Origin of the sequence: Chengkuizengella sp. SCS-71B (assembly GCF_040100845.1) — a bacterium.
Taxonomy (GTDB): domain Bacteria; phylum Bacillota; class Bacilli; order Paenibacillales; family KCTC-33759; genus Chengkuizengella.
In genome coordinates, this window is record NZ_JAZHSH010000001.1 from 2826586 (window position 1) to 2839866 (window position 13281).

The following is a 13281-nucleotide window of genomic DNA, read 5'->3' on the forward strand; positions in this document are numbered from 1 at the left end:
GTGATTTTTAATCGTGATGGAATCCTAAGTCCTTTAAGACAACATCTTGATTCCGCCAATCTTTTTTCACCTTTACCCAAAGTTCAAGAAATATTTTTGATCCCAACAATCTCTGCATGTCCTGCCTTGATTTTCTACCAATTTCTTTTAGAACAGCACCGTGTTTACCAATGATAATTCCCTTTTGAGATTTTCTTTCTACATAAATTAATGCTGAAATATGCACAACTCCATTGTCTTCTTTTTTCATTTGTTCAATTTGTACAGCAATGGAGTGCGGTACTTCTTCACGTGTCACTTCTAACAACTTTTCTCGTACTAATTCAGCACAAATGAACTGTTCTGGATGATCAGTAACTTGATCTTCTGGGTAATACTGTGGACCTTCCGGTAAATATTTTCGTATCTGATTTAATAACGGTTGAATGTTGTTCCCCATTTTAGCTGAAATTGGAACAATTTCCGCAAAATCATATAAATCTTTGTAAGTCGTAATAATAGGTAAAAGGCTCTCTGGATGAACAAGATCTATTTTATTTAGTACTAAGACTACAGGTGTCCGCACAGATTTTAATTGCTCGATTATAAAACGGTCCCCTTTACCAATCCCCTGTTCCACATCCACCACAAATAAAATAACATCCACTTCACTTAATGTATTTTCCACAATACTAAGCATATACCTACCCAGCTTAGACTTTGGTTTATGAATTCCAGGTGTATCTAGAAAAACAATTTGTGTATCTTCTTGTGTATATACACCTTGAATTTTATTTCTTGTTGTTTGAGGTTTATCAGACATAATGGCTATTTTTTGTCCAATTACTTGGTTTAAAAAAGTGGATTTACCTACATTAGGTCGACCAATTATAGAAACAAACCCCGATTTGTGTGATTTACTCATAATGTAACGCATTCCTCCTAAAGTTTAAATGCTCCTGGCAACAATTCAGAAACAGTGGTTTCAAAATGCTCACCTTTTAGATTTACTAATATCACTGGCATTTGTTCAGAACATAATTCCACTAAAACTTGTCGACAGACACCACAAGGGCTTATTGGATCTTCCGTATCTCCTGCAACAGCTATTGCTTTAAATGATTTAGGTTTATAGCCATCCGCAATCGCACGAAACATAGCCGTTCTTTCTGCACAGTTAGTAGGACCATAAGCAGCATTTTCTACATTACAGCCCATATGTATAACATCATCATCACTTAATAATGCAGCCCCTACTCTAAAATTGGAGTACGGTGCATATGCACTATCCATAGCTTCAATTGCTTTATTCATTAATTTTTCCTTATCCAAACTGTTCTCCTCCAAATTATCTTTTTTTTACTTTACCCTATACATAAAAATAAATAAATAACGGCAGAATGATACCTAATATCGCACCATATAAGATGGAACGAATCATTACGCCTTTTTGACTTAGTAAGATTGATACAACTAATAGCGATATAAAACATGTTAGTAATATATGAATAAAATCTGCATCACTTAACACAATTAACGTAAGTATTGATGAGTTTAATGCTGAAATTAGATTAATTTGAGTAGTTTTATTTTTACTGAATATAGTTTCTTGAATTACTATTGTACACAAAAACACTAAGCCAAGCACTACTAATATTGTTTCACTAGAGATTTCATTTGTTTTCACTAGCTGATCATTAAGCCAAAATAGTACCGGGTTATAAAATACGACAATACCAACAATAATAGCAAAAACCGCAGATACTAGTACAGCAGCTGCGGCAACATCTTTTGCAATTTTGGCCATCGGATGCATCTCTTTTACAGTAAGATCAATCGTTTTTTCAATTGCTGTATTTATTAACTCCATAACAATAACTAAACATGTCACAACGTATACAAATAGGATTTGCACCTGAGATAATTCAAAAAATAAAGCAAGAAAAAGTACAATGATGGCCGCAAAAAAATGAAATCTCATGTTTTTCTGAGTTGAATAAGCATAAATTAAACCTTCATATGCATATTTAAAACTGTGAAGCCACCTGTTCATCTTGTTAATCCTGCCTCTTGCAAAATTTGTTCTTGTTTATGAAACATTTCTTTTTCTGATTGCTCATCCTGATGGTCATATCCTATTAGATGAAGAAATCCATGTACGAACAAAAAACCGATTTCTCGTTGTAAGGAATGCCCATATTCTTCACTCTGCCTTTTCGCTGTAGTTAATGAAATAACCACATCCCCAAGCATGGTAGATAATTCATCCATTTCAACATCATCTTCATAAAAAATCTCAGCTTCTTCAACCCCAGATTCCTGCATTGCAAAGGAAAGCACATCTGTCGGAGTGTCTATGCCCCTATACTCCTTGTTTAATTGATGAATGGATTTATCATCAACAAAAGTTAGTGTAACTTCACCAGATGATATATTTTCTAACTTACCGGCTACTTGTAATAAATCATCTAATATTTGTATCCATTCATCTGCTATTTCAAATTCATTCTGATCATTACTATATGCTAACTGTAGCTTCATCTTTCGTAACTCCCTTTTTATCTGGACTTGGTAATTCTGGATATTCAATCCTTGAATGGAAAATTCCAAGCAATGTTTCTTTTAGTGATTTAGCAATAGTATCAATTTCTTTAAGCGTTAGATCACATTCATTAAGTTGCTGATCCTCTAATCGATCTTTTATGATTTTATCAACCATTGTATTTATTTGATCCATTGTAGGGTTTGATAATGATCGAACTGCAGCTTCTACACAATCACATAAACCCACAATTGCAGCCTCTTTAAACTGTGCTTTAGGTCCAGGATAACGAAAATCGGATTCTTGAATTTCCTCTTCTGGCTCTCCTGTTGCTTCTTGTTGTTCTTTTGCTTTATGATAAAAATATTTTAGTAATGTCGTACCATGGTGCTGTTCTGCAATATCACAGATCGACTTAGGCATCTTGTACTCTTTTAACAGTTCTACTCCATCTCGAGCATGAGATATTATGATCGATTTACTTAAATCAGGATCTATCGTATCATGTGGATTTTCACTGTTCACTTGATTTTCTATAAAATAATTAGGTCGCTTCGTTTTTCCTACATCATGATAAAATGATCCTACCCTACATAATAAACCATTTGCCCCAATGGATTCTGCAGCAGCTTCTGATAAATTTGCAACCATTACACTGTGATGATAGGTTCCTGGTGTTTCAGTCAACAGTTTTCTTAATAATGGGTGATTAGGATTTGATAGCTCCACTAACTTAACAGGCGAAAGAATGCCAAAAGCAGCCTCAAAGAATGGCAGTATGCCTATCACAAATACAGCCGTTAATAAACCATTCATAAGTGCAAAGGTCAGTGAAAATATATAATTCGAAATCACATTTTCATTCGTTATTAAAAATATGGCAGTAATGCTAATACATGCCGTTATAGTTATAAATATACCTGCTTTTAAAATGCTCGACCTTTGACTTGCTTTATGAACAGCAAATATAGATGTGAAACAAATGACAGAGGCAACTAGTCCATATTTATAATCAAATAAAAACACTTGATTTTCAAAATTAAAAATGATGCTGGCAAAGATACTAAATATTATAGACGAAATAAATGCAAGTTTATAATCCAACAAAATTGCAATTAACATACTTCCCATTGCCACTGGTGCTAAAAATCCAAGATATGGATAATCTAAATTGTGTCCTAAAGCTACGATCTTCATGCCCATCATATTTATGATAAATATAAATACTAACATCAATAGTTGTACATTATTATTCCGAATTTGCAAATTACTTTGTCTGATATACATGTACAAAAAGACCACAAACAATATAACAAGTATTATTAATCCAATAACCTGCAAGTAATTTAGTTCTGTTGTTTCAGTTGAAGACAAAGCCTCTTTAGTAGCAGTTGCATCATAGAAATAATTAGGAATTATACTGAATCGTGCAATTTCAGTAACAAGCACCCTAGAATCATCATCACTTAAATTAGAAGCATTTACAATTTCTGCAACTTTTCCACGGATGATATCAGCATCTTTAATTTGCTCCTTCATTAAATTTTTGACGATGCTCTCAGCAACCGGACTCATCTTTATGATTTCTGCTTGACTTAAACGAGGCAGTTTAAAAAATGCTTCCACAGGAAAATCATACTGTTGATCTAGAAGCTGCTTTTCTATTTCCTGTATAAAAGACGCATCTAGGGAGTCTTCAGATTCCTGCATTATTTTCACATTATCTTCAACAAATGTGTTGTACTCTTGAATAAAATACAAACTATAAATTTCGGTTTTTTCTTCATCAGTTAATGTAGTGTCTAAGTTAATTTGTTCTAGCTTATCAAATATATGATCTAAAAAATCCAATGAATTAATAGAATACTCAGTATAAATAGGAGTATCTTGATTTAAATCCTTCTCTGAAGCAGAATCCCCCATATTTTTGTCTAGGTTAATTACATGTTGAAATGCGGATAAAAAGAAAACTATTATTAAGATGAAGTAAAGAAGCACCCTTATCAGTTTACTCTGTTTCCATCCATTGATGAAGGCTTGTTTTTTCTCACTGGATTTTGTAGAAATCATGAAATGTTCAGCCCCTCTTATTCCATATTCGTATAGTTCTGATAGGCCACAATTATTTGTTGTACTAAAGAATGGCGAATTACATCTTGTTCTGTAAATTGGATCAATCCAATTTCCTCAATATTATGTAAAACCCTTTCCGCTTCGATTAAGCCAGATTTTTTCCCTCTAGGTAAATCAATTTGTGTTTTATCACCTGTTATAACCATTTTCGATCCAAACCCAAGTCTCGTTAAAAACATTTTCATTTGTTCAGGCGTTGTATTTTGTGCCTCGTCTAATATGATAAATGAGTCATCTAATGTACGTCCTCTCATATAAGCAAGAGGAGCAATTTCAATCATTCCTCTTTCTATTGCTTTTACAACTTGATCTGCGCCTAAAATATCATGTAAAGCATCATAAAGTGGTCTTAAATAAGGATCTACCTTTTCTTGTAGATCTCCTGGTAAAAAGCCCAAACTTTCACCTGCTTCTACTGCAGGACGCGTAAGGATGATTCGTTTGACATCACCAATTTTCAAAGCTTTAACCGCTAAGGCTACAGCAAGATAAGTTTTTCCTGTACCAGCAGGACCAATCCCAAATACAATGTCTTTCTTTTTTATCGCAGAAACATAATGGTTCTGTCCAATCGTTTTAATATGAATTGGTTTTCCTTTAAAAGTCGTAGTAATTTCATTCTTGTATAATTCAAGTAACTGATCTGCTTGAAATTTTTTGGATAATTCAAACGCATATAATATATCTCTTTCTGAAAGTGTATATCCGCTCCGAATTAAATCAAGTAATACTTCAAACAAATGTTTCAAATAAGCCACTTCATTCGCATTTCCCTCAATCGAAATTTCGGCTTCCCTAGATATTATTTTAGAATCACTATTTTGTTCAATAATCTTTAAAAATTTATCGTGTGGTCCAAATAATGATAATGCTTCAGATGTATCTTTTAATGTTATGGATTCTTTGTTTTTGTGTTCAATCAAATTCTCATACTCCTTAGTAAGTGTAAATACCATTTCTATAGATGAATATTCACCCGTCTATAGATATCTATATGTCCAAGTGTATCTGATAACTGTAGAGAAATGCAACAATATCTTCTAAAATAATTGATTAGTTTCAGCAATAGGCTGTTCAGTCATAATATCCTGTTCTACCTCAAATAGGATTTTCATATGTACAACCCCATTTTCTTCCTTAGTTTCAATTATATTTTGTGCTTGTATTTTAGAATCAATTCCTGTACTAAAAAGGATATCTGATATTGCTTGTTGGATACCAACAGATTGAGCTTCCTCCATGCTTAATTCTCTTTCCACTATTTGGGATTCCAATATTTTTTCATCCATCCATCCAATATGTAAAGAATATTCTCTCCAACCTAACATATGTTTAGACAGAATATTTTCAGATTTCTCAAATTCTAAGCTACCAAAACCCATTATTTTTAAGGCTCTATTCCCAAAAACTAAATATTTTCTATCCACCACACTACCTGTATACACTTTAACTCCTTGTTTTAATGGAACCTTTACATTATATTCATACCAGACCAAACCTCTGACTTTTCCCTTGGCAACAACAATTTCTTGATTCTCTTCATCACCAATAACACCAGAGATTAGAACATCTCCCTTTTTCACTCGATGGTTTACTCTAACTACAGGGTTCCCCTTCTCTGCAAAGATTTCAGTAATGATAGCATCAGAAGTTGCTACAAGATTCCTAGGGCTTAGTAAAGGGACTTCTTCAGGAATAGTTGACTCAACAACCTTGATCTGAATTTTTGTTCCCTTCATTGTTACACCGATCCAACTACTCTCAGGCAGACTCCTCGTCAACTCCCTAGCTACGAAATCAAGGTCATCCATTTTAAATTTAAATTGATATTTATGTATTCCCAATCCCTCTGCTTTTTCCAAAACCTGCTCGGTACTTAACCTTTCAGTACCTATCACTTCTATATTCCATACCATCGTTGACAATATATAAATTCCCATTAGAAACAAGGCAATGCCAGAGATAAAAAATTTCCTTCTCAAAAATTTATTTAAAAAGAATGGAAAACCAAAACGTTTTCTTACACGCATTCTACAGCCTGTCTTTTTTAAAAGCGGGCGAAGCTTAAAAAAATCATTTAAATGGATATGAAATTCAATTGATCCCCCAGATAATCTTTTTGCATCCCAAATTTTTATTTTACTATGAATAAGTTCATTCATAAGCTTTTCTATATCTTTTCCTCTAACTTCAATTTTAACATGGCCCTGAAAATATGTAATCAGTTGGTACTGCACCTTTCTCCCCCCTTAAATCCTACTATCCACTACTGAATGTATTTGACATCTACTATTACGCCTTCGATAAATACTTCCTCTGATAAAATGGCTCTAATTACAAGATCTTTACCTATGATTTCTAATTTCCCTACATCCAACTGCAAAGTTAATTTCTCACTGGAAAATTGAATAACACCTTTATGATTTTCTACATACAGCTGCATGTTTCCAATCATCGTTATTCTAGGCAAATCAAATATTACATCCTTAGGTAAGTCAAGAACATTTGCTGTGAATTTTCGAAGCTTTTTTTTAATGCGGCTCATATAGCCCCTCCTTTAAAGGGTCAGCACACAACTATAACCGTATACAAATCGATATGAAACGAAATGAAGAAATATGACACAAGAAAACACTCTAAATCAAGGGAGGAGTATCAAAAACTGCTTTCATGACAAGGCAGTTAACAAAAATAGAGGAAAATAAAATCCTAATTAGGATTTTATTTTCCTCTGCTTGTTTGTAGAACACAGATTTAATTTGCTTTTAGTTAAAGACTAAGTTACTAAACCCTACTTTTGTGGGTATCTATAAGGTTTTTTTGCTCTTGGTGGTCCAAAAACTTCAGACCACATCATCCCTTGAATAGCTTGATTAGGATCAAGCCCCTTGTTTTGTATAACTTTTTTCTCTTGCGAAGATGTTACAATGGGTTTAGTCACTGCTGTATTTCCAAATCCACTACTTGATCTTAAATCCTTGTGCTCAACGAAATTTGTTGTACTAAAGGAGTGAACAGGCTGTGCAACTTTTCTGTCTTCCAATACAACCGTTTGCTTAATTTCAGTTGGTTCCAAATTCAATGGACCTTCGCCATCATCAGTGCCTCCAAAAGTTGGCATTCTTTGCGTTTGCACTTGTTTACTAATATTTCTAAATAGATTACTTATGACAACGATGGCTATTATTGCAATGATTAACATAAAATCCATATGTCATCACTCCGTTTTATCAGGGTCTGTAGATTTGCCAAATGAATCGCGCATATTAGTATCAGCATCAATATTTTTCAAATTCATATAATCCATGACTCCAAGTTTCCCTTCTCTTAATGCATCTGCCATTGCAAGAGGTACCTTGGATTCTGCTTCCACTACTTTAGCTCTCATCTCTTCTACTTTAGCTCTCATCTCTTGTTCTTGAGCAACAGCCATTGCACGTCTTTCTTCCGCTTTCGCCTGAGCAATTTGTTTATCAGCTTCCGCTTGTTCAGTTTGTAAATTTGCTCCAATATTTTTACCTACATCTACATCAGCAATATCTATAGACAAAATTTCAAAAGCAGTACCAGAATCTAACCCTTTTTCTAGAACCACTCTAGAAATTGTATCAGGATTCTCCAATGTTTCTTTATGAGAGCTAGCTGAACCTACTGTTGTTACAATTCCTTCACCAACTCTGGCAATAATGGTTTCTTCACCTGCACCACCAACTAAACGATCTATATTGGCACGAACTGTTACACGAGCTCTAACCTTAACTTCAATTCCATCACTTGCAACAGCTGCTACAAGTGGTGTCTCAATCACTTTTGGATTAACACTCATTTGTACTGCCTGTAGTACATCTCGTCCAGCTAAATCAATCGCAGCAGCTCTTTCAAATACAAGATCTATATTTGCTCTTTGCGCTGCAATTAAAGCATTGACAACACGATCTACGTTTCCTCCAGCTAAATAGTGACTTTCCAACTGATTAATAGATAATCCTAGTCCGGCTTTTGTTGCTTTAATCATTGGGTTTACAATTCGACTTGGAATAACTCTACGAATTTTCATTGCTACTAATGTGAAAATACCTATTTTAACACCTGAAGCGAGTGCGGAGATCCAAAGCATAATAGGTACAAAACTTAAAAATACGGTTAAAACAATTACTGCTAAAGCACCAATAACTAGATAAATAACTAAAGGGTCAAGATCTGCCATTAAAAAATACCTCCTAAAATTTGATTTAACTTTAAACTTCCCTGACTACAATACGTGTTCCTTCTACTTTTACCACTATGACTTCTACTTTTTTGTCAATAAATTCTCCACGTGTAACTACATCAACTCTCTCTTCTTGTAATCTGGCCATTCCAGATGGACGTAGAGGAGTTAAAGTCTCCCCTTTCACACCCACTAAATCTTCCTTTAATTCAGTGGAATTAAACCCCTTATCACTTGTAAGCGATTCCCGTAAAATAAAACGATTCCAAATTCCTTTATGACCTAAATATTTGATGGAAATTGCAATCACAACAACTGCCGTCACAATAGCTATTATGAGTGATAACATAGCGTTTCCTGTATTTGATGCGGCTAAAATGACACTGCTAGTTAAAGAAACAATTCCTAAGATCCCAAAAATACCAAAACTTGGAACAAATATTTCTATTAGTAATAATACCACACCTGCTGCAAATAAAAGAACATGTTCAATTGTAGCAAATCCAGCAATATAATGACCAAAGAAATATAATGCAAAAGCGCTAACACCAATTATCCCAGGGAACCCAAAACCAGGTAATAACACTTCAAATGCAACACCTACAAGGCCAATAAGTAATAATAAACTCATGATTATAGGGTTAGTAACAAATCTTGCCAATGTTTCTGCAGGAGACTGATTTATTTCAACAATTTCGTAATCCACAATATTTAGGCTCTCCAAAACTTCATTAATATTTCTCGCTTCACCCTCTGCATATCCCGCTTGTACGGCTTCATTAGCAGAAAAAGAGATTAATTCACCTTTGCCAAAAGTGCGATCAATTTCAGTAACGTTGATAATCAGGTTATCATCTACCATACCCATTGCATATTCAGGGTTACGGCCATTTAATTCTGCAGCACCTTTCATTGAGCTCAGCCATCCTGAAATGACTTTAGAATCTTCTATTTTATTTCCTGCAAGATCTACAACCGCGGCTGCACCAATGGAGCTACCAGGCTGCATCATAATTTGATTAGCATTAAGTGAAATATAACTTCCAGCCGAAAGTGCTTTTCCTTGTATATAAGCAGTAGTAGGTACAGGACTCATTCTTATCATTTCACCTATATCAATTGCATCGGTAATCAAACCACCAAATGTATTCACAGTTAAAATGATTTGATCTGCACCATTCTCATATGCTTCATCAAAAGCACGTTCTAGAAACTTTTGCAGACCTGACTCTATACTTTGTTCAATTGGAATGACATAAACCAAATCTTTTGTAGGGTCATTTGTTTTGGCTTGTATTGAAATAAAAGATGATAATATGAAACAAATTAAAGCGCTTATATAAATAAGCCTAAATAAATTTCGTTTCAATGATATTCCTCCTTTCGGTTTAATGATAACTCATATTCACTTAATACGTAAATGTATCGAGGTGGTTTCAATAAAGAAAACTCCTTATAAATTAAAATATAAAACGAAGGCATCCCCATTAGGAGATGCCTTTTGTTCCTTTTATTCAAAAAAAACTTCATTAGATTTTTTATTGTAGAAAGTTTTGAACAGTTTGATTCACTATTTTGCCATCAGCACGACCTTTTACTTTAGGCATAAGTGCACCCATCACTTTACCCATGTCCGCCTTAGAAGAAGCTCCAACTTCTTGGATGGTCTGTTGAACAATTTCGATAATTTCTTCTTCGCTTAGCTGTTGCGGAAGGTACTCATTAATGATATTGATTTCTGCTTCTAATTTTTCTACAAGGTCATCTCTACCTGCGCTTTTAAATTCTTGGAGGGAATCTTTTCTTTGTTTTATCTCTCGGGTAATGATTGCAAGCACATCGTTATCGTCTGGTGTTCTTCGTTCATTAATCTCTACATCTTTGATTGCTGAACGAATCATTCTAATAACGGTAAGTTTTAATTTTTCTTTATCTCTCATCGCTTGCTTCATATCCGAAGTTAATCTTTCACTCAAACTCATTTTTTAAAATCCCCCTAGAACTTTCTCTTACGCGCAGCCTCAGATTTCTTTTTACGTTTCACACTCGGTTTCTCATAATGTTTACGTTTTTTTATTTCAGCAATCACTCCATCTTTTGCCATTGAACGTTTAAAACGACGAAGTGCTGCATCTAGTGATTCATTTTTACGAACTTTAGTTTCAGACACCAGTTTTCCCTCCCTCCAAACAGACCGTCCAACATAAAAACGGCTTATCATAAAAATTATATGTTATATTAGAAGATAGTGTCAACCTATCACTTTTTTCTAGAGCAAATTATTTTGGATTAAGTCGTCCTAATCTTTCTCCACCAAGTAAGTGATAATGCAGATGTGGAACTAATTGTCCCCCGTTTTGACCACAGTTATTAACAATTCTGTATCCACTTTCATCTACATTCAATTCCTTAGCAACTTTTTTTATTGCCAAATGAATTTCAGAAATTGCCTCTACATCCTCTGGTGTTATTTCATTCATCGACGGTATATGTTTTTTCGGAATAAACAATATATGTACAGGTGCTTCTGGTTGAATATCGTGAAAAGCTAAAATTAGTTCATTTTCAAATACCTTTTTTGAGGGGAGCTCCCCTTCGACAATTTTACAAAAAATACAACTCATTTCAATTCACCCCCTACATATATAGTGCATATTCATCATATCGAAAAATACAAGCAGAGTCCAATTTTTACTTATTTTTAATGTCAATTAATTTTTTTGTTCGTATTGATATTTTAGTTCTATTAGCAATTTAGAGAATCAACTAGATATTATTTAGCTATATATGTTATATAATATATATAATCTATATTATTTATTATTGAATAATGCGGATTATATTAGAAAAAATTTTCAAAAGGTTATTATCTTTCTTATCTGAAATTAATGGATTCGAATTAGGAGGAAAGCAGCATGTCAAATAGAGACCTAGGTGGAAAAAACATCATTCTCCGTATCGAAATGGATACTGAAGAAATCAAATTTGGTAGAGTTGTTACGGCTATATCAGAATCAGGTGGAGATGTTATTGCGATTGACGTCATACAAACAGATAGACAAATTACAGTCCGTGACCTTACTGTTACCGTTTCTGAAACAACTCAAATTAATGAAATTATTGATCGAGTAAAATTATTAAAAGGTGCAAAAATAATTCATGTATCTGACAGAACCTTTCTACTACATTTAGGTGGAAAAATTGAAATGCGTCCAAAAACACCAATTAAAAATCGTGAGGATTTATCCCGTGTTTATACACCCGAAGTAGCACGGATCTGTTCTGCCATTCATGAAGATGAGAAAAAGGCACATACATTAACCATTAAAAAAAATACAGTAGCCGTTATTTCAGACGGAAGTGCTGTTTTAGGCTTAGGTAATATCGGACCTCATGCCGCCATGCCAGTCATGGAAGGTAAAGCGATGTTGTTTAAACAATTAGCTGAAGTTGATGCATTTCCAATCTGTTTAGACACGCAAGACACTGAAGAGATTATTAGTATAGTTAAAGCCTTGTCACCGACATTTGGTGGTATCAACCTTGAGGATATTTCGTCTCCACGTTGTTTTGAAATTGAATCTAGATTAAATGAAGAGTTAGATATTCCTGTTTTCCATGACGATCAACATGGAACAGCGATTGTATTATATGCTGCTTTAATCAGTGCTTTGAAAATTGTGAAAAAATCTATCAATGAAGTAAAAGTAGTGATAACTGGAATTGGAGCTGCAGGAATAGCATGCAGCAAAATATTACTGGCCGCTGGAGTAAAAGAAATTATTGGGGTCGATCGTGAAGGTGCCCTAGTCAAAACTCAATCCTATGATAATGTAATGTGGAATTGGTACGCTGATAATACAAATCCTAATCAGTTAAGTGGAAGTTTAAGTGATGTCATTAAAGATGCCGATGTGTTTATAGGATTATCTGCTGGAGGAATTTTAAAGAGGAAAGACGTTGAAAACATGGCGACAGATCCGATTGTTTTTGCTATGGCTAATCCTACTCCTGAAATTGATCCAAAAGAAATTGAGGACATCGTAGGTGTGATGGCAACGGGAAGATCAGACTATCCTAACCAAATTAATAATGTGTTATCTTTCCCTGGTATTTTCAGAGGTGCATTAGACTGCAGAGCAACTGAAGTTAATGAAGAGATGAAACTAGCAGCTGCAGAAGCAATTGCATCAGTTATAACCGATGAAGAAAGAAACAGTTATTACATTATACCAAGTGTTTTCAATCAAAAAGTTGTAGAAAAAGTTAGAAGAAATGTAATTGAAGCAGCTATAAACACAAATGTAGCTCGAAAAATTCCAAAACAATTTCGTAAATAAACAAATAAAAGCAAGAGACCAGGACTATCTAAACTCTGGTCTCTTGTCATAATTTATATTATATACTTAAACATAGG

General features: G+C 34.1%; 15 protein-coding genes. 1 reads left to right on the forward strand and 14 read right to left on the reverse strand.

Annotated features, from left to right (window positions below):
- Positions 1 to 7: 7 nt before the first annotated feature.
- From era to VQL36_RS13900, 14 genes are all read right to left on the reverse strand, one after another.
- The gene (gene era, locus VQL36_RS13835) at positions 8 to 904 is read right to left on the reverse strand and encodes a GTPase Era (protein WP_349249887.1); all 897 of its coding nucleotides are present in this window, start codon (positions 902 to 904) and stop codon (positions 8 to 10) included.
- 17 nt (positions 905 to 921) lie between these two features.
- Entirely contained in the window at positions 922 to 1311 is a 390-nt protein-coding gene (locus VQL36_RS13840; protein WP_349249888.1) for a cytidine deaminase, read from the reverse strand.
- Between the two features lie 37 nt (positions 1312 to 1348).
- Positions 1349 to 2032 carry a diacylglycerol kinase gene (locus VQL36_RS13845; RefSeq protein WP_349249889.1) on the reverse strand — a complete coding sequence of 228 codons (684 nt, stop codon included), beginning with the start codon at positions 2030 to 2032 and terminating at the stop codon, positions 1349 to 1351.
- Positions 2029 to 2520, reverse strand: a complete 492-nt coding sequence (ybeY, locus tag VQL36_RS13850) for an rRNA maturation RNase YbeY (protein WP_349249890.1) — start codon at positions 2518 to 2520, stop codon at positions 2029 to 2031. Before ybeY ends, VQL36_RS13845 begins: the two co-directional genes overlap by 4 nt.
- Positions 2498 to 4591 carry an HDIG domain-containing metalloprotein gene (locus tag VQL36_RS13855; RefSeq protein ID WP_349249891.1) on the reverse strand — a complete coding sequence of 698 codons (2094 nt, stop codon included), beginning with the start codon at positions 4589 to 4591 and terminating at the stop codon, positions 2498 to 2500. Before VQL36_RS13855 ends, ybeY begins: the two co-directional genes overlap by 23 nt.
- A gap of 17 nt (positions 4592 to 4608) precedes the next feature.
- Complete coding sequence (locus VQL36_RS13860) at positions 4609 to 5577, reverse strand: PhoH family protein (protein ID WP_349249892.1); 969 nt, start codon at positions 5575 to 5577, stop codon at positions 4609 to 4611.
- Between the two features lie 117 nt (positions 5578 to 5694).
- Positions 5695 to 6891: a sporulation protein YqfD gene (gene yqfD / locus VQL36_RS13865; RefSeq protein WP_349249893.1), complete on the reverse strand. Its 1197-nt coding sequence runs from the start codon at positions 6889 to 6891 to the stop codon at positions 5695 to 5697.
- 29 nt (positions 6892 to 6920) lie between these two features.
- Positions 6921 to 7199, reverse strand: coding sequence for a sporulation protein YqfC (gene yqfC / locus VQL36_RS13870; protein ID WP_349249894.1), 279 nt, complete (start codon positions 7197 to 7199; stop codon positions 6921 to 6923).
- Between the two features lie 246 nt (positions 7200 to 7445).
- Positions 7446 to 7865: a hypothetical protein gene (locus VQL36_RS13875; RefSeq protein ID WP_349249895.1), complete on the reverse strand. Its 420-nt coding sequence runs from the start codon at positions 7863 to 7865 to the stop codon at positions 7446 to 7448.
- A 6-nt stretch (positions 7866 to 7871) separates the two neighbouring features.
- The gene (gene floA, locus VQL36_RS13880) at positions 7872 to 8861 is read right to left on the reverse strand and encodes a flotillin-like protein FloA (protein ID WP_349249896.1); all 990 of its coding nucleotides are present in this window, start codon (positions 8859 to 8861) and stop codon (positions 7872 to 7874) included.
- Between the two features lie 31 nt (positions 8862 to 8892).
- On the reverse strand, positions 8893 to 10233 hold the full coding sequence (locus VQL36_RS13885; protein ID WP_349249897.1) for a nodulation protein NfeD: 1341 nt from the start codon (positions 10231 to 10233) through the stop codon (positions 8893 to 8895).
- A gap of 169 nt (positions 10234 to 10402) precedes the next feature.
- Entirely contained in the window at positions 10403 to 10846 is a 444-nt protein-coding gene (locus VQL36_RS13890) for a GatB/YqeY domain-containing protein (RefSeq protein ID WP_349249898.1), read from the reverse strand.
- A 14-nt stretch (positions 10847 to 10860) separates the two neighbouring features.
- Positions 10861 to 11034: a 30S ribosomal protein S21 gene (gene rpsU / locus VQL36_RS13895; protein WP_160646171.1), complete on the reverse strand. Its 174-nt coding sequence runs from the start codon at positions 11032 to 11034 to the stop codon at positions 10861 to 10863.
- 109 nt (positions 11035 to 11143) lie between these two features.
- Entirely contained in the window at positions 11144 to 11488 is a 345-nt protein-coding gene (locus VQL36_RS13900) for a histidine triad nucleotide-binding protein (protein ID WP_349249899.1), read from the reverse strand.
- A 291-nt stretch (positions 11489 to 11779) separates the two neighbouring features.
- Here VQL36_RS13900 and VQL36_RS13905 point away from each other — a divergent pair, with 291 nt between their 5' ends.
- On the forward strand, positions 11780 to 13204 hold the full coding sequence (locus VQL36_RS13905) for an NAD-dependent malic enzyme (protein WP_349249900.1): 1425 nt from the start codon (positions 11780 to 11782) through the stop codon (positions 13202 to 13204).
- The last annotated feature ends 77 nt before the right edge of the window (positions 13205 to 13281 follow it).

What these genes read in the sequence shown, in the direction of transcription:
- VQL36_RS13845 (WP_349249889.1), bottom strand. Translation starts at nt 2,032, where the DNA reads ATGAACAGGTGGCTTCACAGTTTTAAATATGCATATGAAGGTTTAATT.
- VQL36_RS13855 (WP_349249891.1), bottom strand. Translation starts at nt 4,591, where the DNA reads ATGATTTCTACAAAATCCAGTGAGAAAAAACAAGCCTTCATCAATGGA.
- ybeY (WP_349249890.1), bottom strand. Translation starts at nt 2,520, where the DNA reads ATGAAGCTACAGTTAGCATATAGTAATGATCAGAATGAATTTGAAATA.
- floA (WP_349249896.1), bottom strand. Translation starts at nt 8,861, where the DNA reads ATGGCAGATCTTGACCCTTTAGTTATTTATCTAGTTATTGGTGCTTTA.
- era (WP_349249887.1), bottom strand. Translation starts at nt 904, where the DNA reads ATGAGTAAATCACACAAATCGGGGTTTGTTTCTATAATTGGTCGACCT.
- VQL36_RS13875 (WP_349249895.1), bottom strand. Translation starts at nt 7,865, where the DNA reads ATGGATTTTATGTTAATCATTGCAATAATAGCCATCGTTGTCATAAGT.
- VQL36_RS13905 (WP_349249900.1), top strand. Translation starts at nt 11,780, where the DNA reads ATGTCAAATAGAGACCTAGGTGGAAAAAACATCATTCTCCGTATCGAA.
- VQL36_RS13890 (WP_349249898.1), bottom strand. Translation starts at nt 10,846, where the DNA reads ATGAGTTTGAGTGAAAGATTAACTTCGGATATGAAGCAAGCGATGAGA.
- VQL36_RS13900 (WP_349249899.1), bottom strand. Translation starts at nt 11,488, where the DNA reads ATGAGTTGTATTTTTTGTAAAATTGTCGAAGGGGAGCTCCCCTCAAAA.
- yqfC (WP_349249894.1), bottom strand. Translation starts at nt 7,199, where the DNA reads ATGAGCCGCATTAAAAAAAAGCTTCGAAAATTCACAGCAAATGTTCTT.